Annotated in this window: 26 protein-coding genes; 15 read left to right on the top strand and 11 right to left on the bottom strand. The window is 64.1% G+C overall.

The features are described from left to right. Positions 1-2 precede the first annotated feature (2 nt). Positions 3-377, bottom strand: a complete 375-nt coding sequence (locus tag YU9_RS0124230) for a hypothetical protein (protein ID WP_027575127.1) — start codon at positions 375-377, stop codon at positions 3-5. A gap of 284 nt (positions 378-661) precedes the next feature. Between YU9_RS0124230 and YU9_RS49175 the strand changes: the two genes are divergently transcribed. Next, positions 662-919 carry a hypothetical protein gene (locus YU9_RS49175; RefSeq protein WP_036017983.1) on the top strand — a complete coding sequence of 86 codons (258 nt, stop codon included), beginning with the start codon at positions 662-664 and terminating at the stop codon, positions 917-919. 97 nt (positions 920-1,016) lie between these two features. On the opposite strand, the gene YU9_RS0124220 is transcribed toward YU9_RS49175, so the two are convergent. From YU9_RS0124220 to YU9_RS0124190, 7 genes are all read right to left on the bottom strand, one after another. After that, positions 1,017-1,205, bottom strand: coding sequence for a hypothetical protein (locus YU9_RS0124220; RefSeq protein ID WP_027575125.1), 189 nt, complete (start codon positions 1,203-1,205; stop codon positions 1,017-1,019). 10 nt (positions 1,206-1,215) lie between these two features. Next, the gene (locus YU9_RS0124215) at positions 1,216-1,545 is read right to left on the bottom strand and encodes a four-helix bundle copper-binding protein (protein WP_027575124.1); all 330 of its coding nucleotides are present in this window, start codon (positions 1,543-1,545) and stop codon (positions 1,216-1,218) included. 165 nt (positions 1,546-1,710) lie between these two features. Then, entirely contained in the window at positions 1,711-2,787 is a 1,077-nt protein-coding gene (locus YU9_RS0124210) for a flavodoxin family protein (RefSeq protein WP_027575123.1), read from the bottom strand. 254 nt (positions 2,788-3,041) lie between these two features. Further along, a complete protein-coding gene (locus tag YU9_RS0124205; protein ID WP_027575122.1) occupies positions 3,042-3,242 on the bottom strand; it encodes a hypothetical protein in 201 nt (66 codons plus the stop codon). A gap of 136 nt (positions 3,243-3,378) precedes the next feature. Then, a complete protein-coding gene (locus YU9_RS0124200) occupies positions 3,379-3,585 on the bottom strand; it encodes a hypothetical protein (protein ID WP_245266514.1) in 207 nt (68 codons plus the stop codon). Between the two features lie 535 nt (positions 3,586-4,120). Beyond that, positions 4,121-4,879: a Crp/Fnr family transcriptional regulator gene (locus YU9_RS0124195; RefSeq protein ID WP_027575120.1), complete on the bottom strand. Its 759-nt coding sequence runs from the start codon at positions 4,877-4,879 to the stop codon at positions 4,121-4,123. Further along, the gene (locus tag YU9_RS0124190) at positions 4,879-6,708 is read right to left on the bottom strand and encodes a PAS domain-containing protein (protein ID WP_027575119.1); all 1,830 of its coding nucleotides are present in this window, start codon (positions 6,706-6,708) and stop codon (positions 4,879-4,881) included. The genes YU9_RS0124195 and YU9_RS0124190 overlap by 1 nt, the downstream gene beginning before the upstream one ends. A 281-nt stretch (positions 6,709-6,989) precedes the next feature. Here YU9_RS0124190 and YU9_RS0124185 point away from each other — a divergent pair, with 281 nt between their 5' ends. After that, a complete protein-coding gene (locus YU9_RS0124185; RefSeq protein WP_027575118.1) occupies positions 6,990-7,394 on the top strand; it encodes a response regulator in 405 nt (134 codons plus the stop codon). A 349-nt stretch (positions 7,395-7,743) separates the two neighbouring features. Here the strand turns inward: YU9_RS0124185 and YU9_RS0124175 are convergent, their stop codons facing one another. Continuing rightward, positions 7,744-8,526: an SDR family oxidoreductase gene (locus tag YU9_RS0124175; RefSeq protein ID WP_027575117.1), complete on the bottom strand. Its 783-nt coding sequence runs from the start codon at positions 8,524-8,526 to the stop codon at positions 7,744-7,746. 165 nt (positions 8,527-8,691) lie between these two features. Here YU9_RS0124175 and YU9_RS0124170 point away from each other — a divergent pair, with 165 nt between their 5' ends. From YU9_RS0124170 to YU9_RS0124115, 12 genes are all read left to right on the top strand, one after another. Continuing rightward, a complete protein-coding gene (locus tag YU9_RS0124170; protein ID WP_027575116.1) occupies positions 8,692-9,867 on the top strand; it encodes a zinc-dependent alcohol dehydrogenase in 1,176 nt (391 codons plus the stop codon). Positions 9,868-9,879: 12 nt separating this feature from the next. Beyond that, positions 9,880-10,446, top strand: a complete 567-nt coding sequence (locus YU9_RS0124165; protein ID WP_027575115.1) for a hypothetical protein — start codon at positions 9,880-9,882, stop codon at positions 10,444-10,446. Then, on the top strand, positions 10,430-12,031 hold the full coding sequence (locus YU9_RS0124160; RefSeq protein ID WP_027575114.1) for an alpha-amylase family glycosyl hydrolase: 1,602 nt from the start codon (positions 10,430-10,432) through the stop codon (positions 12,029-12,031). Before YU9_RS0124165 ends, YU9_RS0124160 begins: the two co-directional genes overlap by 17 nt. 164 nt (positions 12,032-12,195) lie before the next feature. Then, positions 12,196-12,375: a hypothetical protein gene (locus YU9_RS0124155; protein ID WP_027575113.1), complete on the top strand. Its 180-nt coding sequence runs from the start codon at positions 12,196-12,198 to the stop codon at positions 12,373-12,375. Next, entirely contained in the window at positions 12,372-13,526 is a 1,155-nt protein-coding gene (locus YU9_RS0124150) for a DUF305 domain-containing protein (RefSeq protein ID WP_027575112.1), read from the top strand. Before YU9_RS0124155 ends, YU9_RS0124150 begins: the two co-directional genes overlap by 4 nt. Before the next feature lie 73 nt (positions 13,527-13,599). After that, positions 13,600-14,157: a c-type cytochrome gene (locus tag YU9_RS0124145; protein WP_156952081.1), complete on the top strand. Its 558-nt coding sequence runs from the start codon at positions 13,600-13,602 to the stop codon at positions 14,155-14,157. Further along, positions 14,154-15,164 carry a cytochrome c oxidase subunit II gene (coxB, locus tag YU9_RS0124140; RefSeq protein WP_036017979.1) on the top strand — a complete coding sequence of 337 codons (1,011 nt, stop codon included), beginning with the start codon at positions 14,154-14,156 and terminating at the stop codon, positions 15,162-15,164. Before YU9_RS0124145 ends, coxB begins: the two co-directional genes overlap by 4 nt. Then, positions 15,161-17,068 (top strand): cytochrome c oxidase subunit I, encoded by a 1,908-nt coding sequence (gene ctaD, locus YU9_RS0124135; RefSeq protein ID WP_027575109.1) that lies wholly within the window; start codon positions 15,161-15,163, stop codon positions 17,066-17,068. The genes coxB and ctaD overlap by 4 nt, the downstream gene beginning before the upstream one ends. Further along, positions 17,065-17,667: a cytochrome c oxidase subunit 3 gene (locus tag YU9_RS0124130; RefSeq protein WP_027575108.1), complete on the top strand. Its 603-nt coding sequence runs from the start codon at positions 17,065-17,067 to the stop codon at positions 17,665-17,667. Before ctaD ends, YU9_RS0124130 begins: the two co-directional genes overlap by 4 nt. A gap of 74 nt (positions 17,668-17,741) precedes the next feature. Then, positions 17,742-18,008 carry a hypothetical protein gene (locus YU9_RS0124125; RefSeq protein WP_156952080.1) on the top strand — a complete coding sequence of 89 codons (267 nt, stop codon included), beginning with the start codon at positions 17,742-17,744 and terminating at the stop codon, positions 18,006-18,008. Continuing rightward, on the top strand, positions 17,996-18,880 hold the full coding sequence (locus tag YU9_RS0124120) for a cytochrome c oxidase assembly protein (protein WP_027575106.1): 885 nt from the start codon (positions 17,996-17,998) through the stop codon (positions 18,878-18,880). The genes YU9_RS0124125 and YU9_RS0124120 overlap by 13 nt, the downstream gene beginning before the upstream one ends. Further along, positions 18,861-19,268, top strand: coding sequence for a cytochrome c family protein (locus YU9_RS0124115; protein WP_027575105.1), 408 nt, complete (start codon positions 18,861-18,863; stop codon positions 19,266-19,268). The genes YU9_RS0124120 and YU9_RS0124115 overlap by 20 nt, the downstream gene beginning before the upstream one ends. Before the next feature lie 5 nt (positions 19,269-19,273). On the opposite strand, the gene YU9_RS0124110 is transcribed toward YU9_RS0124115, so the two are convergent. Beyond that, on the bottom strand, positions 19,274-20,188 hold the full coding sequence (locus YU9_RS0124110; RefSeq protein ID WP_027575104.1) for a cytochrome c: 915 nt from the start codon (positions 20,186-20,188) through the stop codon (positions 19,274-19,276). A gap of 236 nt (positions 20,189-20,424) precedes the next feature. On the opposite strand from YU9_RS0124110, the gene YU9_RS0124105 reads away from it, so the two are divergent. After that, positions 20,425-21,207: a Crp/Fnr family transcriptional regulator gene (locus tag YU9_RS0124105; protein ID WP_027575103.1), complete on the top strand. Its 783-nt coding sequence runs from the start codon at positions 20,425-20,427 to the stop codon at positions 21,205-21,207. Positions 21,208-21,274: 67 nt separating this feature from the next. Here the strand turns inward: YU9_RS0124105 and YU9_RS0124100 are convergent, their stop codons facing one another. Beyond that, positions 21,275-21,883, bottom strand: a complete 609-nt coding sequence (locus YU9_RS0124100) for a cysteine hydrolase family protein (RefSeq protein WP_027575102.1) — start codon at positions 21,881-21,883, stop codon at positions 21,275-21,277. Positions 21,884-21,945 lie beyond the last annotated feature (62 nt).

The following is a 21,945-nucleotide window of genomic DNA, read 5'->3' as shown; positions in this document are numbered from 1 at the left end:
TCTCACTGCCGCATGATTGCGGCGACGCAGAGCAGCACGATCAGCGCCAGGAAAAACAGGTCCATATAGGACTTGAGCTCGCCGTCGCGCCGCAGCCGCGCAACGTCGGCGACGACCTGCTTGCGCGCCGCGGTTCCGCCCGAACCGTCGTTGATCGGAGCCTGAAGGCGCTTGGTCTCGGCCTCCAGCTTCTCGATCTTCTGGAAGAAGTAGAACGCGCGCAGCGTCGAGGCCGCGCGCATGGCGGCATAGACCAGCACCAGGATCGCGATGATCGCCCGGTTCTGATATTTCTCCATGAAGTTCAGGCTGAAATAGACCATCGCCATGAAGGCGAAGTTGGTGAAGAAGCGATAGACGAAGCTAAGAAAGACCATGCGCGCTCGAGCCTTGAGGGGTAGCGCAATCGGATCGTTGCGCGTACGGATCAGGGGCCAAACCGGAACAGCCGGCCTGGATGCCGTGCAGGCCCGTCTACGCCTAGTTTATTTCGACAAAGATACGATCGCCCCGCACCCGCCGCCTTTTAGCCACACGCGGCCATAATGCAAGCCGGAGCACGCCTCCGGTACGTGGCGACACCGGCAGCCGCTACGGCTCAATGGCGATTTGGCCGAAGTCGCGATAGACTGGGCACCGCCGCCACATCTGGGGTCTGCCGATGCCGAAGAAAGGAATCACGGGCCACGACGACTGGGTGCTGACCGAGGCGCTCGCGACCGCCCTGGTCGCGCTGGAGCAGCTCGAGCCGAAGCACCGGCCGAACGCGCATATGGACGACATCCGCAAGCTGCTCGCGAACGGCAAGGAGCCGGCGGCGGTGAGCCTGCACCTCGCCCAGGCCAAATGCCGCCTGTTTCCCGATCTCGACCCGCTGGAAATCTACCGGGAATACGGCATCGGCGAGGAGTATGGCTAAAGCGCGATGAGATCAGGATGAGTCGTCATCGCGCTTTGGGTTATTGTTTGAGCATGATCTTTTCGGAAAACCGCTGCACACTTTTCCGGATCATGCTCTAAGGCCCGCCGGCGACCGATCCCGCGATCACCATGACCAGCGCGCCGAGGTCGATCTTGCCGTTGACGGTCAGCTCCTCCGAGCGGTTCACATCGTTCGCGCCCTGGACCTTGAGCGATTGCGGCCGGTCGGCGGCCTGACGCTGCAACTCGCCAACGATCGCTTCCTTGAGCTTTTCTTCCAGCATGGGCCCCTCCTCAGGCCGCCATGGCGCGGCAGGATTGGGCGCAGGAGCGGCACATCGCGACGCATTCGTCCATGCCGCCGACCCGCGCGCAATCCTCGGCGCATTCGCTGCAGATTTCGGCGCACTTACCGCATGTATGCTTGTGATGCGGCGTGTTGATCAGCATGAAATGCGCGGCCGTCCGGCACATCTCCGCGCAGGCCATCATCAGGCGGAAGTGTTTTGGCTCGACGTGCTTGCCGCCGGTCTCGAGGCAGTGGTTCATCGCCGTGCCGAGGCATGTCTGGTAGCAGCTCATGCAAAGCGCGATGCAGCGGGCCATGTCTTCGGATTGGGCCATCGGTCGTCTCCAATTGCGCGCCCCGTTCCGCTCGACCAAAGCAGGGCAAGGCGCTTCGTTCCCGGTTCCGGTCGATTGTGAGGCTCACCGCGATTCCGGCCCGGTCAGACCAATCGGGCCGGCTGCTGTTGTGGATCGTGCAGGCGGCGACCCCGGCGCGCCGGCTCATTTGGGGGTCGGGTCCGCAAGTCCGGCACCGGGATCGCCTAGGCGCCCGCTCCTTGCCAGCTGGACCGCATTGCCGAGCGCGCGCGCCGCATTCTGCACCTGCTGCTGGAATTCGCTGTCCTCATCGAGATCGCGGTGCGAGGTGGCGTAGGGCTCCATATAGCCGACATAGCCGTCGAGCTCGGCGTAGCGGCCCGCCGAGATCAGCTGCATGTCGGTCAACCAGTCCGACAACGCCCGGCGCACGCCCTCGGCGCCGACCGCATCGCCGTGAACGACGACGCCGAAATGACGGCCGGCGAGATGGCGCGGATAGGGCCAGCCCTTCAACTCCATCGCCTTGGCTTCAGCGGCGTTCTTGCCGTGGGTCGCGGTCGGATCGGGATTGCCGCCGTCAGCGCAGACCATGCGGTCCATCATCGCCTTGAGCCCGGCAGGCACATGATACCAGTTCACCGGGGCCACGATCAGGATGCCGTGGGCCGCGACCCAGAGCGGATAGATCTCGTTCATCCAGTCGCCGGTCTGGCCCAGCGAATAGTTCGGATAGCAGCTGCACGGCCAGTGGCAGAGCGGCATCGCGGTTGCGACGCAGGATTTGCAGGGATGGATGGCCTTGCCGAACTCCGAGGCGAGGCGCGACAGATCGAGGATGTCGACGGCAAATCCCATCTCGACGAAGACGGGCTCGGCCAGCTTGACCAGCCGCCAGGTCTTGGACATCTCGCCGGGACAGGTATGCTCGCTACGGGCCGAGCCGTTGATGACGAGGATGCGTGGCGTCTCGCCCGCATCGTCGTGCCGCCGCTGCGCTTCCAGCACGGCGGCGCGCGCCTCGAGCCAGTCGACGGCAAGATCGTAGTCGGGGTCGGAGAAGCCTGCGCCCGCCTTCCGCGTCAACGGCGCCTTGCGCGAATGGCTGTAGGCGTCCCAGGCCGCAGCGGTGACGGCATCGAGCTCCCGCCCGAGCGGGGCAAAGGCGGGATCGACGAACTGGCGCTTGTAGCGGCCCTCGAACTCCTCGCGCGACAGCTTGACGGGCGGCATCCCCTTGCGAACGTCGGCGTCCGTCATACTGGCTCCTGGCAAAGTCGGTCATCGACCAACCCGGCGCGCCGCGCGCGGTTCCCTGGGCTCTACTGGCGAGCAGCCTGCTGCGGCAGATCGTTGATGCTCCCCATCATGATTGTCCTCGTCTTGGGGAGACGGGTGCGCTCAACCAGTTGGTCAGGTTCGAGGTCACCTCGTTCTGCTTGGCGCGTCGCAGCAACATCTCGCGTGCCCTGCCGGGCGGCAGGTTAACGACGGCACTGCCGGGCCCGTACAATCTAATCGGGCGGCTGCAGGCCCGGCGACCGCAGCCACTCGCTCATCTGAGACCCTGTTTCCGCCTGGCGCGCCTTGCGCAACATCTCGTCGCGCGCAGCGCCGGGCGGTAATGAGCTGGCTTGTTCGCGCAGCCGCTCCGCCTCGGCGGCCAGGCGCGCTTCCAGAGTTTCTGCTTGCTTGAACCGATGTCGCGTCGTCATCAGGCGTTCTCCCTAATGCATGAGGCCGAGCGCGCCGTTGCGTTCTGACATTGCCTGTGCCGAATCGCACAGGTCGGCAGACCATTAACGTTCCGGAGGCGGAACGGTTGCGGTGCTTCTGCGAAAAGACCGGGGTTTACGGTTCCTCGTTGTCCCGGCGCGCCTTGATCTCCGAGCGGAGCATGGCGCTGTCCATGATGGCCAAGCGCAACTCTTTCACGGCTTCGCCGTAGTGACCCGCAACCTTTCTGTGCTGCTCCCGGAGGGAGCGGCTCTCTTCAATAGCGCGTGCAGCGCGGGCAAGCAGGGCGTCAGCCATGAGCCATGATGCAACAAAGCCCATGAGCACGCTCTTGCATAGGTTACTCAAATCGCACCAAACGCTCAAAAAGCCTCGCTGACTAACCTGGATCAAGCGTTCGCAACCTTCGTGGAACGTTCTTCAACCAAAAGCCGGTGGCCGGAAATCCGAATTGACAGGCGCCCCGTTTCCGCTGGCCCAAACGTTGCGGCGGATGTATGGTCGCTTCATCACTGGCTGAGGCTCTGCCCGTAGGCGCTGGTGGCTGAGAGACCAACGGTGCTCCCGCCTGCATGATCCGGGGGGCGCCTGATGGCGAAGCAAATCCACTATCCATTGCAGTTGGACGAGAGCCACGTGGAGGAGGTTCGCAACGCCATTCGTGAGGCACGAAAAGTTCTGGAGCTTTCCCCACCGGATACGTTTCTGGGCCGACGAACTCACGAGCCTTTTCCAAGCGAACATTGTGATGATGCGCCAGGCGAGCAACAACGTCGCGAACCGCGATGATCACGAGAGCAGCCCTGCTGCGACCGCGTGCCACCGACGACCCGTCACGGGCGAAGGAGGGCCGGTTTCATCGCGCCGCTTCAGCCCTGCGATAGAGTTGCAGATAGCTCGGCGAGTATAGGGCTGCGTTCTTGAGCGCATCGAGGTCTGGGATGGTCAGCATCCGCTCGCGCAGGATGATCAGCCCCGACGCGCGCAGCTCCTGAAGAGTCCGATTGAGGTGAACGACGGACAATCCCGTGGCATCCGCGAGATCCATTTGCGTTACCGGCATGACGCAGGAATTGCCGTCGACCATCCCCACGGCGCGAAGCCGCTCGAACGTTTCGCAGAACAGATGGGCCACGCGCTCGACCGCCACGCGACGACCGAGATTGATCGCCCATTCGCGCTGGATGGCGATGTTGACGAGGGTCTCGCACCAGAACGCCTCCGCGAGCGAACGGTCGTCTGCCATCAGGCTCTCGAAGCGCGCGCGCTTGATCTCGCTGTAGACCACCGGCGTCATCGTCGCGATGGAATGATCCATCACCGAGAGCAGGAACGCATGGGCGTCGCAACTCTCGCCCGGGAAGATGAAATTGACGATTTGGCGCCGCCCGTCCTCGAGCGTCTTGTAGCGGCAGAGCCAGCCGGACAGCACGACGCGGACGCTGTCGACGGGATCGCCCTCGGAGATCAGGTCCTCGCCCGGTCCGACACGCTGAAGGCCTTCGAGCATGGCATATTCGAGCGATGCGCGGGCCTCGGTCGACAACGGCCTCAGCGCGCTCAGCCGGCGAATGACCGGCTCTAGTGCGCTGCGATCGACCGTCGACCACGGCATCAGGCCGCCACCACGGGTGTATGGAAGGTGCGCTTGCTGAGGGGAATGCTGATTGTGCAGTGCAGCCCGGCAGGGTTGAATGTCATCTTGGTTTGCCCCTTCAACTCGAACGCCAGCGTACGCTCCAGAAGTTCGGCACCAAATCCTTTTCGCGGCCGCGGGGTCACGGGCGGCCCGCCGCGCTCCCGCCATTCGAACACCAGCTCCGCCGGCTCGACGCTCTCATCGACGCGCCAGGTCACTTCGATGCGACCGATCGGCTGGCTCAGGGCGCCATATTTGAGCGCATTGGTCGCGAGCTCGTGGATCGCGAGCGCGAATGTTTCCGCCGCCTTGGGCTGGAAGCGCACCTTCGGCCCGGAGACCCGCATCTGCTCGCCTTCGCGGGCATTATAGGCAAGGAACTCCTCGATCACGAGATATTCGAGATCGACGCCACCTTCGGGATCGCGAGTGACCAGCGCCTGGGTGCGTGCAAAGGCGTTGAGACGGCCGTCGAGATGAGACGCGTATTCCTCCACGGTAGAGCTCGTTTCCGCCGAGCGGCGGGCGATCGACCGCACCACCCCGAGCGTGTTGCGGACGCGGTGCTGCAGCTCGGCCAGCAGCAGGCGCTGGCGCTCCTCGGCGCGAGTGATCGCGGTGACGTCAATGAAGGTGATGACGACGCCCGCGATGAAATTGTCGATGCTGCGGTACGGCAGGATACGCACGATGTAACGGGTGCCGCTGTCAGACGCGCTCAGCTCGCGCTCGACGCTGGCGAGCGTACGCAGCACGCGGCGGACGTCGTGATGGAGTTCCTCGATTGGGATGCGCGCCTTGATGTCAGCAATGGGGCGGCCAACGTCGGTTTCGGCGAGATGCAGGACCTGCGTGATCGTCGGCGAGAAATTCATCAGCTTCAAATCGGTGTCGAGGAAGACTATGGCGATCTGCGTGCTCTCCAGGAAATTCTTGAGATCACTTGTCACCCGGGTCAATTCCTGGACACGGTGGGTCAACTCGCCGTTGACCATGGTCAGTTCCTCGTTGACCGACTGCAGCTCCTCGCGGGAGGCTTCGAGCTCCTCATTTGCCGAACGCAACTCCGCATTGAGCGCCTGGTAGTCCGCGTTGGAGGATCTCAGTTGCTCATTGGCGGTCTCGAGCTCCTCGACGGTCGCGTGAAGGCGCTCCCGCGTCGCGCGCAGCTCCCTTTCCAGGAACCGCAGATGACGGGCATGAACCTGGATTTGTGCGGGAATCTCCTCCGGCGGCAGCACGTAGTCGGCAATGGCGGCGGGCGTATCGTTCTCACCCAGACGGCCGACTTCATCCTGACTCATGATCCCTTCGACAATGGTGAGACCGCCGCGCTCCTTCAGCACCGCCACGCCGAACATGCCGTCACCACCTGTACCGGCGAGGATCACGCCAATGGATTGCTCGGCCCGCTCCTCAGCGAGCGACACCATGAAGCTGTCGATCGTGCCGCGTTCGCCCTCAGCCTGCCCCGCCTTTCGGACCGCGAACCGGTCCCCGTGGATCGTGGTGATCGTCGCCGCCGGGCACAGGTAGATTTTGCCGCCCTCGATCATATGGCCATCGCCAACGTCGGAAACCTTGCCTCCGCTGGAATTCTCCACGACCTCCCGGAGCTGCGGCTCATCGAAGGCTTGATAATGCTGAAGCGCCAGCACGATGACCTGGTCGGCTCCGACCGTCATCTTGGCGAAGAAGCGCTGGATACTGTCCAACGCGCCTGGCGAGGCACCGACGCCGATGATCAGCGGGGTGTTCTTGCTCCGGCGCTCTCTATCGACCGGCAGGTCGCCGACTTCGCTCATGGCTCTGATAGCCCTCGTTCGCAGGATCGGGAGGCGCACTGCAAGTTGCGGGAGTTGATATTATCCCAAGAGATCAACGGGAGGAATGTCGCAAGCGAGGCAATCGGTCCGCCCGCAAAAGCCTGGTCAGCAGGCTGGCCACACCTGCACAGCGGCGCGGAGCTGCGGCCGAGCCATGGACGGTCATGATGCTACCTTGAAGCATGGAACTGGATTAATATCGCCTCGTTTGCACCTGACGGGATCCCCGATTGCGAGGGGCCGTTGGAGCTGGAGGCAACATGACGGCTTCGCGCGCCTCGTCATATCCGCGCGCCTCGTTCACCGGGCGCCGCATTCTCGTGGTCGAGGATGAATATTTTCTCGCCGATGACATCAGCAAGGCGCTGCGCAAGCTCGGCGCCGCTATTGCGGGGCCCGTCGGCGACCTCGAAAGCGCACTCAAGCTCCTGCATGAAGGCGGCACTCTGGATGCCGCCGTGCTCGACGTGAACATCCGCAGCGAGATGATCTATCCGATCGCCCGCGAACTGAAGGCGCGCAACGTGCCTTTCGTGTTCACCACAGGGTATGATAGGATCAGCATCGCTGCGGAATTCCGGGACGTTCCACTGCTCGAAAAACCGATCGATCTCGCGTCCATGACACAAGAGCTCGCAGCGCTCATGGCCAATTCCAGAGATTAAAGCCACCCTCGATCAGAACAGATGCGCGAAAGCAAGCCAGGCGGTCACCGCCAGGCACAGGATAATTGCAGCGTAAGGTAGCGCCACGCGCAAGACGGCAAGCTCCCCCGTTTCAGCTCATCATCATCCAGACGATTGCCACCATCATCACGAGAAAGCCCGTGACCGCAGTCGCGACAAAGGCCTGTTCGATGCGATCCATCGCCATCACAACCCCCTCTTGTTTCAGCCCGCGCAATTTGACGGTTTCGGGGCCACTGCGCATTAGGCTATGTGAATCGGCGGTCGCGCTTTGTTGTCGCTCCGCAACACGGTTCGCGCTGCTCCGCATGATTGCGATGATGTCGCTCTACGACTTCGCGGTACCCGGCTCCGCCATCTTGCGATGCTGCTTGGCCAGCATCTCGTTCGGCGTGACGCTCGCAACCGTGGCCTGGATCTTGTTCTTCAGGCCGGTGACGATGTCGGCCTCCCCGCGCAGCATTGCATCGAAGCCGGCCTTAGCGACATCGTAGGCACCGTCCTTGTTCTCGGTGCCGACCTTGGTGTCCATCATGTCCGCGCGGCGGAAGAACTCCGTCTCGGTCGCACCAGGCATCAGGCAGGTCACGGTGACGCCGCTGTCGCGCAGCTCCTCGCGCAGCGCAAACGAGAATGAATCCAGGAACGCCTTGCTGGCGTTGTAGGCGGCCTGGAAACTGCCCGGCATGAAGCCGGCGATCGAGCCGGTGATCAGGATGCGACCGGCATTGCGGCGGAGCATCTCATTGCCGACGCGGTGGATCAGATACAGCGTGCCGGTGATGTTGGTGTCGATGAGGTGTTTCACCCGGGCAAAGTCCTGGTCGAGGAAGGCTTTGCCGAGGCCGATACCAGCATTGGCCAGCAGCGCATCGATCGGCCGGTCGGCGACCGCGGCGCAGAGCTTGTCCACACCCTCGGTGGTGGCGAGATCGGCCTCGACCGGCTCCACGCTGCCGCCGAGCCGGCGCAGATCGACGGCCGCTCGCTCGATCTGAGGCTCGTCCGCGGCGATCACGAGATTGAATCCTGCCTGGGCGCAGCATCTGGCGAGTTCCAGACCGATACCGGTTGAGGCGCCTGTCACGACGGCGAGTTGATTGGCGGGCATGCGGCAAATCCTTGGATTTGAAGTCTTGGAATTGCGATGATGACGCTCAATCGCCGCCCTGCTCCCTCGTTCCTATTTGCGCAGTGCGAAGAATATGCGCGGCGATAGCAACCATCGTTCATTCCTGGACTTAGATGCGACGTGGTTCAATCGGGAGGACGGACGATGAAGGCGCTGGTCTGGCACGGCAAGGAGGACATCAGGTGCGACACCGTCACCGACCCGGAGATCCAGGATCCGCGTGATGCCATCATCAAGGTCACGAGCTGCGCCATCTGCGGCTCCGACCTTCATCTCTTTCACAATTTCATTCCCGGCATGCTGCCCGGCGACATCATGGGCCACGAGACCATGGGCGAAGTGGTCGAGGTCGGCTCGGACGTCGACGGCAAGCTGAGGAAGGGCGACCGCATCGTCGTGCCGTTCACGATCATTTGCGGCGAATGCGACCAGTGCAAGCGCGGGAATTTTTCGGTCTGTGAAACGACCAACCGCAAGCGCCACCTTGCAGAGAAGGTATTCGGCCATTCCTGCGCCGGCCTGTTCGGCTATACGCATCTGACCGGCGGCTATCCCGGCGGCCAAGCCGAATATCTCCGCGTGCCCTTTGCCGATGCCACCCACATCAAGGTGCCTCCTGGCATTCCCGACGAGCAATTGCTGTTCCTCAGCGATATCTTCCCGACCGGCTGGCAGGCCGCCATGCAATGCGCCATCGAGCCGACCGACACGGTCGCGATCTGGGGCTGTGGCCCGGTCGGACAGATGGCGATCCGCAGCGCCATCCTGCTCGGCGCCAACCAGGTGATCGCGATCGACTGCCTGCCCGAGCGGCTCAGCATGGCGGAGGCCGGCGGCGCCACCACGATCAACTTCGAGACCGAGAGCGTGGTGGAGCGGCTGAACGAGCTCACCGACGGCAAGGGACCGGAAAAGTGCATCGACTGTGCCGGCATGGAAGCGCACGTCATGCCATCGCAGCCCGACACGGTGCTCGACCGCGCCAAGCAGATGGTGATGCTGGAGAGCGACCGGCCGCACGTGCTGCGCGAGATGATCTATGTCTGCCGGCCCGGCGGCATCATCTCCGTCGCGGGCGTCTATAGCGGCCTCTCCGACAGCATGCCGATGGGCGCCTTCATGAACAAGAGCCTGACGATGCGGACCGGCCAGACCCACGTCAATCGCTGGACCGACGACCTGCTCCGTCGCATCGAAGAGGGCGAGATCGACCCGTCCTTCGTCATCACCCACACCGTCCCGCTCGCCCAAGGCCCGGAGATGTACCAGGTGTTCCGCGACAAGCGCGATTCCTGCGTCAAGGTCGTGCTGAAGCCCTAAAGGAGCCGACCTATGTTTCATTTTTCCAACATCGTCCGCACCAAGGGCGATCCGAAGATCGTCGAGGGCGGCCCGAGCCTGAAGCAGCCCGCGGATCAGCTCGCGCGCGCGCTCGGCTGGTTCAGCATCGGTCTTGGCGTCGTCGAACTTTTCGCGCCAAGACGCGTCACGGAAACGCTGGGCATGGAAGGCACTGAGACGCTGGTCCGCACCTTCGGCGTGCGCGAGATCCTGGCCGGGATCATGTCGCTCTCGGTCGACAAGAACGCCGGCCTGTGGGCCCGCGTCGGCGGCGATGGCCTCGACGCCGCCGCGCTGCTGTCAGGGCTGACGCCGGACAACCCCAAGAAGAGCAACATCGCGCTGGCGCTGCTGATGGTCGGCGGCATCGCCATGCTCGACTACCGCGCCGCGCAGGACACCAAGCCGCGGCGACCGCCGCGCAACGCATGGCGTAGGCTCTATCCGAACCGCAGTGGTTTCCCCAAGGGTATCGAGAGCGTCCGAACCGCGGCAAGGCAGATCGCAGCGCACGCTGGGCATAACGAGGTGAAGCAGGGTGATGAGCGAGTCCCGTGACGAAGCCGCGTGGTGGGAATCCGCCGTCATCTACGAGATCGCGCCGATCTCATTCCAGGACTCGAACGGCGACGGCAAGGGCGACCTCGCCGGACTGATGTCGCGCATCGATTACCTGAAGTGGCTCGGGGTCGATGCGGTGTGGCTGACGCCGATCTACAAGAGTCCCTTCCGCGACCTCGGCTACGACATCTCCGACTATTGCTCGGTCGATCCCGCCTTCGGCAGCCTCGAGGAGTTCGATCGCCTCCTCGAAGCGCTGCACGCCGCAGGCATCCGGCTCATCCTCGATCTCGTTCCCAATCACACCGCGAACGATCACGCATGGTTCGTCGAAAGCTCGAGCTCGCGCAACAGCGCCAAGGCGGATTGGTACATCTGGACCGATCCTGCCGAGAATGGCGGCCCGCCCAACAACTGGCTGAGCCGGTTCGGCGGCAGCGCCTGGGAATGGTGCGAGGCACGGCGGCAATATTACTATCATTCCTTTCTGGTCGAGCAGCCCGACCTCAACTGGCGCAATCCGCGGGTGCGCGCCGCGATCGCCGGCACCATGCGGTTCTGGCTCGACCGCGGCGTCGACGGCTTTCGGGTCGATGCCAGCGCGGTCCTGATCAAGGACGAGCTCCTGCGCGACAATCCGCCGAACCCGCACGCCAAGAGCAAGCCGCCGCCGCAACGGCAGACACCGGTGTTTACCGACGACCGGCCCGAGACGATGGATTGCATCGAGTTCATGCGGGAGGTGATCGACGCCTATCCGGAACGGATGCTGTGCGGCGAAGTTCAGGGCAAGACCGACCGCATCGGCCACTTCTACGGAAACGACCGGCCGCGCCTGCATCTGCCGCTCAATTTCGCCCTGCTGGATTCGCAGTGGGACGCCCTGTCGCTGCAGGGGACGATCGACGCCTATCTCAACGCCATTCCTGAATATGCCTGGCCGGTCTGGGTGATCGGCGGCCACGACAAGCAGCGCATTGCGAGCAAGATCGGCGAGGCGCAGATGCGCGTGCTGGCGATGCTGCTGATGACGCTGCGCGGGACACCGTTCTTCTTCATGGGCGACGAGATCGGCCGCAAGCGCGTCCCGATCCCGCCCGATCGCGTAAGCGATCCCTTCGAGCAGCTCGTGCCCGGATATGGCCTGTGCCGCGATCCCGAACGCGCACCGATGCGATGGGATGACAGCCCGGACGGCGGCTTCACCACGGGCCGTCCATGGCTACCGCTGGAGCCACCCAATGGCGCGGGCAACATCGCCGGGCAGCAGCGCGACGAACGTTCAATCCTGGCGCTGTTTCGTGCACTGATGGCGCTGCGGCGCGAGCATGCCGGCCTGCGACGGGGCACTTACGAGCCGCTGCGCTCACTGAACGATGTCCTTGCCTACAGGCGGACGGACAGCCGCAACGCAATTCTGATCGCGCTCAATATCGCGGCTGAACCACGGACATGGCACTGGCAGGGTCGCGGCCGCCTCTTGATGTCGACGCAGCTGGACCGGCCGACCGAGCCATTGCCGGATGCTTCCATCCTGCTCCGGGGCAACGAAGGCGTGATCATCGCGCTCGAACCTCGGTGACGTCAGGAGGAACCATCCGCGTCCCGAAGAGTCTCATCAACGCTTCCGGCGTCTCCCCCCGCCGCCGGAGGCAATTTGGAAGACCGCAGCCCCGGCGCCCACGCCCCCTTCAGGCGCCGGGGTAGCGGCGTGGGCCCGGCGGCAGGACATATCGGAGGCAGCTCATGGGCAAGACCAAAGGTCTTCAGCAGCGGATCGCCGGCAAGACCAAGCAGGCCGTCGGCGAGATCATCGGCGACCAGGATCTGCACGACGACGGCAAGGCGCAAGCCGAGCGCGGGCGCGACGAACAGGACAAGCCGAGCGAGCTCAATCCGCTGAAGAAGCTCAAGCAGCTGACGTGAACGCCGAGCCGCGACCAGCGCTTGCCAGCGGGGCGCGGCGCACCACCGGCGAACGGCGACGTTCGCGCTGGCTCGCCGCCGCCGAGCTCGGCCTGATCAGCAGCACTTTCTCGACCATCGTCAGCCAGCTCTTCGCCGCCCGTATCGGCCGCGATGCCGCGGTCGACTGGATGACGGTCGCCGCCATTCCTGCGCGCGATTGGGCGATCAGCAGCGAGCCCTCCTGGAGCGCGATCCTGACCGGGATCCTCTTTCACCAATGGGCGGATTTTTCCTGGGCGTTGGTCTTCTTCGGCGTGCTCGGGCGCTGGACCGCCGACTTGCGGCCGGTGACGATCCTGCTGCTGGCGCTGCCCTGGGCCGTATTCTCTTCTGGCATGGAATGGCTCGTGCTGGTGCCGCTGTTTCCGTTCTGGCAGCCGCTGTTCACGCTGCAACAGCCCTACTGGATCGGGATGCTGGTGCATGGCTCCTCGGCCGTGATGTATCCCCTGTTCGCCCGCCTGCGCTGGAGAGACGGGAGTGCGCCTGACAGCGACGTGCGGTTCACTAACATCTGGATCACCGGCGCGCTGGCCATGATTGCGGTGCTCGGGGCGATCGCATTGTTCGGCAGCCACGGCTACGAGCCGCCGCGGATGGGCCGCGACAGGGACCAAGACCAGGCCTACCTCCGTCACATGACCGGGCATCATGCTCAGGGCATCGAGCTGGCGCGGGCGGCCGCGCAGCGCGCGCAAGATCCGCATCTGCGAAGGCTCGCGATGCTGATGGTCGCGAGCCAGACCGGCGAGAACCGGATCTTCGAGAATTGGTGGCTGAGCTGGTTCGACACGGAGATGCCCGATTGCAGCACGGAGGAGCGCGCGGCAATGCCGGGCTTTCTGACGCCCGCCGAGATGCGACAGGTCAAGACCGCGCCGCCGGACCAGTTCGACAAATTGTTCGTCGAGACCATGAGCAAGCATCACCGGGGTGCCGCCAAGATGGCGGACCAGATGTGGCACAGCCGCGGCGATCTGCGCCTGCGCATTATGGCGCATGCCATTCGCCACGAGCAGCAGGGCGAGATCGCGCTGATGCGCGGCGCGAGCGGCCTTGCCGCCGTCACCACGGCCGTTCGCAACATGCTCGGCGACAACGTCAATTGAGCCCGAGGAACCTTGGTTCGGCGAGTCGATTGAAGATTGCAGGTTCCTGACTTCAAGCGATCAGATGCAGCGGATGGCCGGCGTTCTCCTTGGTCTTGCAACTGCTTTGGCGGGCTGCCAGCGGGAAGAGCGGCAGTTGCGGCTCGATCCGCCGATCGCCGATGCGCTCGACAGAGTAGCGCTGATGCCGAACCGCATCAGCGGCGCGCCGCCGGACGTCTATTTCGTGCTCGGCAAACCCTATGAGGCCAACGCCTACAATCTCAGCCAGGGCAAGCGGCTCTATGCTTGGTTCGGCTGCAAGAGTTGCCATGGCGACGGCCAGGGCGGCAGCGGTCCCGGCTTCCTCGACGGCTGGTGGTACTACGGGCCCGAGATGGTCTCGATCTTCGCCTCGATCCGGGATGGGCGGCCGCACGGCATGCCCGCGTTTGGCGACAAGATGACGACGGATCAGATCTGGCAGCTCGCCGGCTATGTGCAGACGATCGGCTCCTATCAAGGCAAGACCGCCGCACCGAGCCGCAACGACGAGAAGCAGACCCGGCCCGCCGAGAACCGCGCGCCGGCAGCGCTGCTGTTCGATGAAGGCCCCTCGCCCGTCCATCCGGATCAGGGACCGACGCCGTGATCCGCGCCGCCCGCAGAGCCTGCTCGAGCGCAATGCTCGCCGCGCCGCTCGCCGGCTGCGCGGGCAACTGGCAATCCGCGCTCGACGTCTACGGCACCTCGGCGATCAGCCTGAAGCACCTCATCATCCTGATCGTCTCGGTCTGCTCCGTGGTCTGGATGCTAGTGATGGTCGCGCTGATCGCCGCGTTGTGCCGGAGCCGCGATGCGCAGCCGGTGTCTGCCGAACCGGGACGCGAGCGACGAATGACCATTGCCGTGACCGGTGCCGTCGTCGCAACCGTTCTCATTATCGGCACCTTCACCATCCTGAGCTTCGTCGCGACCCACGCGCTCACCGTCGCGGGACAGGACTATCTGACGATCCGGGTGCGTGGCCTGCAATGGTGGTGGGGTCTCGAATATATTGGCCCCGATCCGTCGAGCCGGTTCGAGACCGCCAACGAGATCCACATTCCGGTCGGCCGCAAGGTGCGCCTCAAGCTCGAAGGCCTCGACGTGATCCATTCGTTCTGGGTCCCGAGTCTTGCCGGCAAGCAGGATCTCGTTCCCGGTCGTCCGAACGAGCTCACCATCCGCGCCGAGCACGCCGGCATCTACCGTGGTCAATGCGCCGAGTTCTGCGGCATGCAGCACGCCCATATGGCGCTGCTGGTGATTGCCGAACCGCAAGACGATTTCGACAAATGGGCGGCAACACAGCGGCAGACCGCGGCGCAACCCGCCGAGGATGAGACCGCCACGGGATTGCAAACCTTCCTGGCAAAGCCCTGCGCGGCCTGCCACACCATCCGCGGCACCGCCGCGGCGGGCACCACGGGGCCCGAACTCACCCATGTCGGCAGCCGCCGCACCATCGCCGCCGGTGTGTTCGAGACCACACGCGGCTCGCTCGCGGCCTGGATCGCCGATCCCCAGACCATCAAGCCCGGCAACAACATGCCGATGGTGCCGCTGACGCCCGACGAGCTGCGCGCGGTGTCCGCGTATCTGGCGAGCCTGAAATGACTCGTCCTGCTCCAGCGCCCGATGCGCGCGATAGCGACCGCACGCTCCTCGCCGGTGCGCTGGCGGAGACGTGGAAGACGCCATCCGGCTTCTGGGGCGCGCTTGCGACCGTCGACCACAAGATCATCGGCCGCCGCTATATCTTCACCGCCTTCGTCTTCCTTGCCCTTGGCGGCGTGCTCGCCGCCTTGATGCGAATTCAGCTGGCGCAGCCGGAGGCGCGCCTGCTCGGTCCCGATCGCTACAACCAGATCTTCACGATGCACGGCGCGAACATGATGTTCCTGTTCGCCGTGCCCGTGATGGAAGCGGTGGCGGTCTATCTCGTGCCGCTGATGGTCGGCACGCGCAACATCGCCTTCCCGCGCCTGAACGCCTTCTCCTACTGGATTTATCTTGCCGGCGGCGCGCTGCTCTGGACCGCGTTCGCGCTCGACATGGGGCCCGACGTCGGCTGGTTTGCCTATGTGCCACTATCGGGCCCGCAATACGGCACCGGCAAGCGTGCCGACATCTGGGCCCAGATGATCACCTTCACCGAGATCTCCGCGCTCGCGGTCGCGGTCGAGCTGGTCGTCACCATCTTCAAGCAGCGTGCGCCGGGCATGACGCTCGACCGCATCCCGGTGTTCGTCTGGGCCATGCTGGTGACATCGTTCCTGGTGATCATGGCGATGCCGGCGATCGTGCTCGCGAGCACCAGCCTGATCCTCGACCGCCTCGTCGGCACTCATTTCTACAATCCGGCCGAGGGCGGTGACGTGCTGCTCTGGCAGCACCTGTTCTGGTTCTTCGGCCATCCCGAGGTCTACATCATCTTTCTGCCCGCCGCGGGCATGGTGTCGACCATGATCGAGCCGTTCGCGCGTCGGCCGGCCTTCGGCTATCTCGGCCTGGTGATGGCGCTGATCGCGACCGGCATCCTCGCCTTCGGGCTGTGGGTGCATCATATGTTCGTGGCAGGACTGCCGCGGCTCGGCGACAGCTTCTTCACAGCCTCCAGCATGGCGATCGCGATCCCCGCCGGCATCCAGGTCTTCTGCTGGCTTGCGACGCTGTGGGACGGAACACCGGTGTTCAAGACACCTCTCCTGTTCATCGTCGGCTTCATCGTGACGTTCGTCATCGGCGGATTGAACGGCGTGATGGTCGCGTCCGTGCCGTTCGACACCCAGGTGCACGACACCTATTTCGTCGTCGCGCATTTTCACTACGTGCTGATCGGCGGCGCCGTGTTTCCGTTGCTTGGCGCCATCCACTATTGGTTTCCCAAGCTGACCGGACGCACGATGAGCGAAACACTCGGGCAGTGGTCATTCTGGCTGGTCTTCGTCGGCTTCAACGCGACATTCTTTCCGATGCACATCCTTGGGCTCGAAGGCATGCCGCGTCGCATTTACACCTATCAGCCCGACCTGCCCTGGCACGGGCTCAACCTGTTCGTCAGCTTCAGTGCGGTGATCCTCACAGCAGGTTTCCTGCTGTTCTTCGTCAATGCCATCCGGAGTGCGCGCTTCGGAGAGATTGCGCCAGACAATCCCTGGGATGCGCCGACGCTGGAATGGGCCACGACATCCCCTCCCCCGAGCTACAATTTCGCGATGATTCCAATCGTCGGCAGCCTGCGCCCATTGTGGGACGACCGCGACACCCTTCCCATCGCCGATGGCTTACGCACCGATCGCCGCGAACTGATCGTAACCACGCTGGCAACCGCCGAGCCGCAGGCGCGCGAGGCCTCACCGCAGAATTCCATCTGGCCCCTGTGGGCGGCGATTGCGACCACGATCATGCTGATCTGGTCGATCTTCTCGCCGTGGGCCGTGGTGTGGGGCTCCATTCCCGTCGCGTTCGCGCTGATCGGCTGGTTCTGGCCCAAGGGGACACCGGAGGATGGGTCATGAGAGAGAAGATCGTGCTCGATCTCGGCAAACTGCCGCTGCACGGGATGGGCACCGCTAGCATCACCTGGTGGGGCACGCTCGCCTTCATGCTGATCGAAGGCACCGGCTTCGCGCTCGCCATCGCCGTCTATCTCTACCTGATGAGCCTGGCGACGGCCTGGCCTATCAATGCGCCCCCGCCCGATCTGCTCCCGGGCACGCTCGTGACGTTGATCCTGCTAGCCAGTCTCGTCCCCAATATCCTGCTCTCGCGCTGGGCCGAGCAGCAGGACCTGCGCAAGGTGCGGATCGGGATGGTGATCATGTCGATCCTCGGCACCCTCCCGCTGATCGTGCGCGTGTTCGAATTTCCTGCCCTCAAGGTGAGCTGGGACAGCAACGCCTACGGCTCAGTGGTGTGGACCCTGCTTGGCCTCCACACCACCCACATCATCACCGATCTCGTCGACACGCTGGTGCTGGCGGCACTGATGTTCACGCGGCACGGCCGGAGCGCAAGGAGGTTCGGCGACGTCCAGGACAATGTCATGTATTGGAACTTTGTCGTCGCGACCTGGCTTCCGCTCTATGGCTGCATCTATTGGCTGGCACGACTATGAGCGCGTCAAAGCTCCTCACCCATCTCTCGATCTGGGCCGGCCTTTGGATTGCGCCGCTGGTCTGGGCGGCGAACATGCAGCTCGGGCAGATCTTGCCCTATGCCGATTGCCGCTCGCAGCTGCACGCCTCGGCCATTACCTCGTTCATCGGTGCGGCGCTCACGATCGCGTCGGGCCTCGCATCGTGGCTGTCTCCGCGGATGGTGATCGGCGACATCGAGGAGCACCGGGGCAATGTCGATTTCGGCAGCGCCGTCAGTGCGCTCTCCGCGGGCCTCTTCACTTTCGCTCTGCTGATGCAGGGCATCGCTGCAATGGTGTTGACTGGATGCGAAAAATAACCTTCGCCGCGGTCGCTTGGTCGATACCGCACGCGGTCTATGCCCATGGTTCGGCGCCCCAGGCTGCGGCACCGAGCTGGGCGATCGACCCGTGGATCGTCACGCCGCTGGTGCTTTTCGGCCTCATGCACGGCATCGGCAGGCTCATGCTGGCACGGAAAGGCCGCAAACGCATCGTGCAGGATGTCATCTGCGGCGCGGGCTGGCTTGCACTGGTGGCCGCGCTGGTGTCGCCGCTGCATTGGCTCGGGGAGCGCCTGCTCTCGTTCCATATGATCGAGCACGAGATCCTGATGGCCGTGGCGGCACCGCTGCTTGTGCTCGCAAGACCGGTTGGACCGTTGCTATGGTCTCTGCCGCGGCGCGCGCGGCTCGCGATCGGCTGGGCGATGCGGCATCCGTGCACCATGCGGCTGTGGACCCTGCTGAGCGCTGGCCGCAACGCCACGCTGCTGCATGGGATCGCGATCTGGGCCTGGCACGCGCCGGCGCTGTTCGATGCCGCGGTCGAGAACATCCTCCTGCACCGGGTGCAGCATCTGAGCTTCTTTCTGACCGCGATCCTGTTCTGGTGGTCGGTGTTCCGGCGCAGCCCAATCGGCAGCGCTGCCTGGCATGTCTTCGTCACCATGCTGCACACGAGCATTCTCGGTGCGCTGATGGCACTGGCCCCGCACCTCCTCTATCGGCAGCAAGCCGATGCTGCGGCGGCCTGGGGCTTGACGCCGCTCGAGGACCAGCAATTGGCTGGCATCATCATGTGGGTGCCGGCAGGAACGATCTATGCCGGCGCAGCCCTCGCGCTGATCGCGCTCTGGATCCGGCGGGCCGGCCAAGCTACGGAGCGAGCCGATGCGCTTCACGCGCTCTAGTTGGGCGGCCCTAGCGATCGGAGTGGCGAGCCTTCTCGCCGCGGCGGTCGCGGCCGGCCTCGTACGCAGTGAGCGCCGGCAAAATGAAAGCATCGCCCGCGCCATGACGGGGGGTGATCCGGCCCGCGCGCCGGCGCTGATCCGCCGCTACGGCTGCGCGGGGTGCCATACCATCCCAGGCATTCCCGGCGGCGACGGCCAGGTCGGTGCGTCCCTCGCCGATCTCAGGACGCGCGTCTACATCGCCGGCGTTGCAGCCAACGCGCCGGACAATCTGGTGCAGTGGATCGTGACACCACAGGCCTTCTCGCCCCGGACGGCAATGCCCGCGACCGGTATCACTGAAGCCGAGGCGCGCGATGTTGCGGCTTACCTCTACGCGCAGTGAGACGTTCAGGGATTGGGCGTCGGCCGCGCCGGCAATGATTTCACGAAGGCGGCAATCGCCTCACGATCGCTCTCGGGCAGCATCGCCGTGTTGGTGACGACGCCGGCCATGGACGAGCCGACCCGGCCGTGATTTGGCGTGATCCCCGTTTTCAGCATCGCCGCCAATTGCGCTTTCGACCAGTCGCCGAGGCGTGCGGCCGTGATGTTGGGATAGAAACCGGTACCGACGGGATCCGGTCCGCCAGCATAACGTGTGCTCGCCTTGATGCCACCGAAGATGTCGCGGGACGAATGGCACTCCACGCAATGGGCCAGCGCCTCGCTGAGATAGCGACCGCGATTCCATTTTTCGTCGTGAGCCGGATCCGGCGCAATCGGGCCGGGCTTGAAATACAGCATCTTCCAGAATCCGACGAAACGGCGAATCCCGAATACCGGATTGAGCTCATGGTTCGGCGGACGCCCCTTCACTGCAGGCAGCGTGCGCAAATAAGCCATCAAGTCCCGCACGTCATCAGGACGCATATGCGTAAAGCTTGCGTAGGGAAAGACCGGATAATAGTGGCTTCCGTCCGGAGACACTCCGCGCAGCAGCGCATTGGCGAGGTCCTGGGCGGTCCAGTTCCCGATGCCGTCGATCCGATGCGTCGAAATGTTGGGCGCACGAAAAGTCCCGTAAGGGGACGCGAGAGCCAGTCCTCCACCAAGGCGCAGACGATCGGACTGGCCCGGCGATGCATGGCAGGAGGCGCAATCGCCAGCCGCAAACACGAGCTTGCCGTGCTCGACGTCGCCAGCCGTGTCAGATACGGCCTCCTTGCTCGAACCGAAGCGCTCCGGCGCGGTGATGAACCATACCCCCGCAGCGACTGCGCACGCGACGAGGATTGCCGACAGCAGCCAGAAGCGCCCGCGCATCCGCTTTCTGTTTCCTCCACCGCACCACCCGTCCAGTAACGGCCATGAACGTCGGCTGTTCCTGCTCGGCAGACGCTGCGCTCAGATCAATAGGAACAATGAACAATACGACACGTCTTTATCCGGGCGCTTTGCTGCATCGGCTGACGCACCGGAGCGAACCTATCAAAGGTTAATGCCTCTTACCGTCCTTCTCGGTCAAAGTCGGAGCCGGGCGGCCGGCCATCGGACATCACATGCAGGCAGGATTTGCTTTCTCGAAACTCGCCGATCGGCTGACGAGCCTCGCCGGATTGACCACCGGCGAGCTCGATTTGCTTGCGGACATGCCGAGCAGCATTGCGCATTTCGGCACGCATCAGAACATCTTGCGGCACGGCGATGAGGCTACGCAATGCTGCCTGCTGCTCCAGGGGTATCTGTCCTGGCAAGCCCACGAAAGCCTAGATGGCCAGATCACCGCGATCTGCGTTCCCGGCGACATCGCCAACCTGCACACCCTCTATCGTCCGCGCATCGACGGCAATCTGGTTGCGCTCGGCTCCGCCATCGTTGCCCTCGTGCCGCACCGCTTCTTTCGCGAAGTCGCGGCGCGTTCTCCGGCGATGTCACATGCGATGCTGTTGATGCTGCTTGCCGACCACGCCATCCAGCGCAATTGGACGGTGAATCTCGGCAGCCGGGACGCATTGACGCGCGTGGCACATCTGCTATGCGAGATCACCGTTCGGCTGCAAATCGTCGGGCTCGCCAAGGATTTCAGGTTGTCCTCGCCCTTCACCCAGTCCGACCTTGCCGCGGCCTGTAGCGTCTCCCCGGTCCACGCCAACCGCACCATCCAGGAGCTGCGCCGTCGCAATCTGCTGCAATGGCAGGGCAAGACCTTGACGATCACGGACTGGCCGGGCCTGGTCCGGCTCGCCGGTTTCGATCCGGCCTATCTGAGCATTCGATCCGGCGCGGACAATGCGCGGCCGCCATATGCGAGGTCGGCGACGGCCGACGTCGCGGTCGCTTGACCCGCCTCGAGGGTGCTGTGGGCGCATTGCGCGCACTGGAGATTGCGGATCTATTCCGCTGCGCATCCTATTCCCGCCAGAACTCGGCCAGCTCTTCCGCTGTCACCAGGTCGACCTGGCCGTGAAAGCGGGTGCGATACATCGTCATGAGCGCATCGTGCCCGACATCGGACGAGCTGCACAGCGCGTCCTCGACGATGACGACCCTGAAGCCGAGATCGACTGCGCTCAGCACCGTCGAGAGCACGCAGACGTCCGTCTCCGCGCCTGATATCACGACGGTCCCGACCTTCTTTTCGAGCAGCAGGCTCGCGAGACCGGGATTGCTGAACGCGGAATAGGCCGGCTTGTCGATGACGGCAGCTGGCGGAATGAATCGGCTCAAGGCCGGCACGAGCTCAAGAGCGGAAGGCGGCAGATACCTGCGCGTCGCCTGGTGCCAGCGGTGAAAATAGCTCTGCCACTGTCCTGGGCGATCCTCCGGATCCTGGGGGGTGATGAAGCGCGTGAAGATCGTTCTCACCGGATGGCGCGAAACGACCGAGATGATCGTCGGCTGGACACGCTCCATCCAGGGCGTCGCCCAGAGACCGCCGGGAGCAAAAATGTTCTGCATGTCGACGCAGAGGTGAACGGCGTCCCTGATTTGGGCCACTTCCGACGTGCTGTCCCTCATCGTCCTCCACCGTCAAGCGCATCCGGCGACCAGTTGCGAATGCGAATGCGGCGGCTTTGGTT

Source organism: Bradyrhizobium sp. WSM1743, from assembly GCF_000473065.1.
In the GTDB taxonomy this organism is placed as follows: Bacteria; Pseudomonadota; Alphaproteobacteria; order Rhizobiales; family Xanthobacteraceae; genus Bradyrhizobium.
Note: the sequence above shows the minus strand (reverse complement) of the source record. Positions and strands in the feature narration are given on the sequence as shown.

What these genes read in the sequence shown, in the direction of transcription:
- YU9_RS0124195 (WP_027575120.1), bottom strand. Translation starts at nt 4,879, where the DNA reads ATGCCGTGGTCGACGGTCGATCGCAGCGCACTAGAGCCGGTCATTCGC.
- YU9_RS0124100 (WP_027575102.1), bottom strand. Translation starts at nt 21,883, where the DNA reads ATGAGGGACAGCACGTCGGAAGTGGCCCAAATCAGGGACGCCGTTCAC.
- YU9_RS0124210 (WP_027575123.1), bottom strand. Translation starts at nt 2,787, where the DNA reads ATGACGGACGCCGACGTTCGCAAGGGGATGCCGCCCGTCAAGCTGTCG.
- YU9_RS0124215 (WP_027575124.1), bottom strand. Translation starts at nt 1,545, where the DNA reads ATGGCCCAATCCGAAGACATGGCCCGCTGCATCGCGCTTTGCATGAGC.
- YU9_RS0124120 (WP_027575106.1), top strand. Translation starts at nt 17,996, where the DNA reads ATGCGAAAAATAACCTTCGCCGCGGTCGCTTGGTCGATACCGCACGCG.
- YU9_RS0124175 (WP_027575117.1), bottom strand. Translation starts at nt 8,526, where the DNA reads ATGCCCGCCAATCAACTCGCCGTCGTGACAGGCGCCTCAACCGGTATC.
- YU9_RS0124200 (WP_245266514.1), bottom strand. Translation starts at nt 3,585, where the DNA reads ATGGGCTTTGTTGCATCATGGCTCATGGCTGACGCCCTGCTTGCCCGC.
- YU9_RS0124165 (WP_027575115.1), top strand. Translation starts at nt 9,880, where the DNA reads ATGTTTCATTTTTCCAACATCGTCCGCACCAAGGGCGATCCGAAGATC.
- YU9_RS0124130 (WP_027575108.1), top strand. Translation starts at nt 17,065, where the DNA reads ATGAGAGAGAAGATCGTGCTCGATCTCGGCAAACTGCCGCTGCACGGG.
- YU9_RS0124220 (WP_027575125.1), bottom strand. Translation starts at nt 1,205, where the DNA reads ATGCTGGAAGAAAAGCTCAAGGAAGCGATCGTTGGCGAGTTGCAGCGT.
- YU9_RS0124160 (WP_027575114.1), top strand. Translation starts at nt 10,430, where the DNA reads ATGAGCGAGTCCCGTGACGAAGCCGCGTGGTGGGAATCCGCCGTCATC.
- YU9_RS0124110 (WP_027575104.1), bottom strand. Translation starts at nt 20,188, where the DNA reads ATGCGCGGGCGCTTCTGGCTGCTGTCGGCAATCCTCGTCGCGTGCGCA.
- YU9_RS49175 (WP_036017983.1), top strand. Translation starts at nt 662, where the DNA reads ATGCCGAAGAAAGGAATCACGGGCCACGACGACTGGGTGCTGACCGAG.
- YU9_RS0124115 (WP_027575105.1), top strand. Translation starts at nt 18,861, where the DNA reads ATGCGCTTCACGCGCTCTAGTTGGGCGGCCCTAGCGATCGGAGTGGCG.
- YU9_RS0124145 (WP_156952081.1), top strand. Translation starts at nt 13,600, where the DNA reads ATGGCCGGCGTTCTCCTTGGTCTTGCAACTGCTTTGGCGGGCTGCCAG.
- YU9_RS0124125 (WP_156952080.1), top strand. Translation starts at nt 17,742, where the DNA reads ATGCAGCTCGGGCAGATCTTGCCCTATGCCGATTGCCGCTCGCAGCTG.
- ctaD (WP_027575109.1), top strand. Translation starts at nt 15,161, where the DNA reads ATGACTCGTCCTGCTCCAGCGCCCGATGCGCGCGATAGCGACCGCACG.
- YU9_RS0124230 (WP_027575127.1), bottom strand. Translation starts at nt 377, where the DNA reads ATGGTCTTTCTTAGCTTCGTCTATCGCTTCTTCACCAACTTCGCCTTC.
- YU9_RS0124105 (WP_027575103.1), top strand. Translation starts at nt 20,425, where the DNA reads ATGCAGGCAGGATTTGCTTTCTCGAAACTCGCCGATCGGCTGACGAGC.
- YU9_RS0124170 (WP_027575116.1), top strand. Translation starts at nt 8,692, where the DNA reads ATGAAGGCGCTGGTCTGGCACGGCAAGGAGGACATCAGGTGCGACACC.
- YU9_RS0124185 (WP_027575118.1), top strand. Translation starts at nt 6,990, where the DNA reads ATGACGGCTTCGCGCGCCTCGTCATATCCGCGCGCCTCGTTCACCGGG.
- YU9_RS0124190 (WP_027575119.1), bottom strand. Translation starts at nt 6,708, where the DNA reads ATGAGCGAAGTCGGCGACCTGCCGGTCGATAGAGAGCGCCGGAGCAAG.
- YU9_RS0124205 (WP_027575122.1), bottom strand. Translation starts at nt 3,242, where the DNA reads ATGACGACGCGACATCGGTTCAAGCAAGCAGAAACTCTGGAAGCGCGC.
- YU9_RS0124155 (WP_027575113.1), top strand. Translation starts at nt 12,196, where the DNA reads ATGGGCAAGACCAAAGGTCTTCAGCAGCGGATCGCCGGCAAGACCAAG.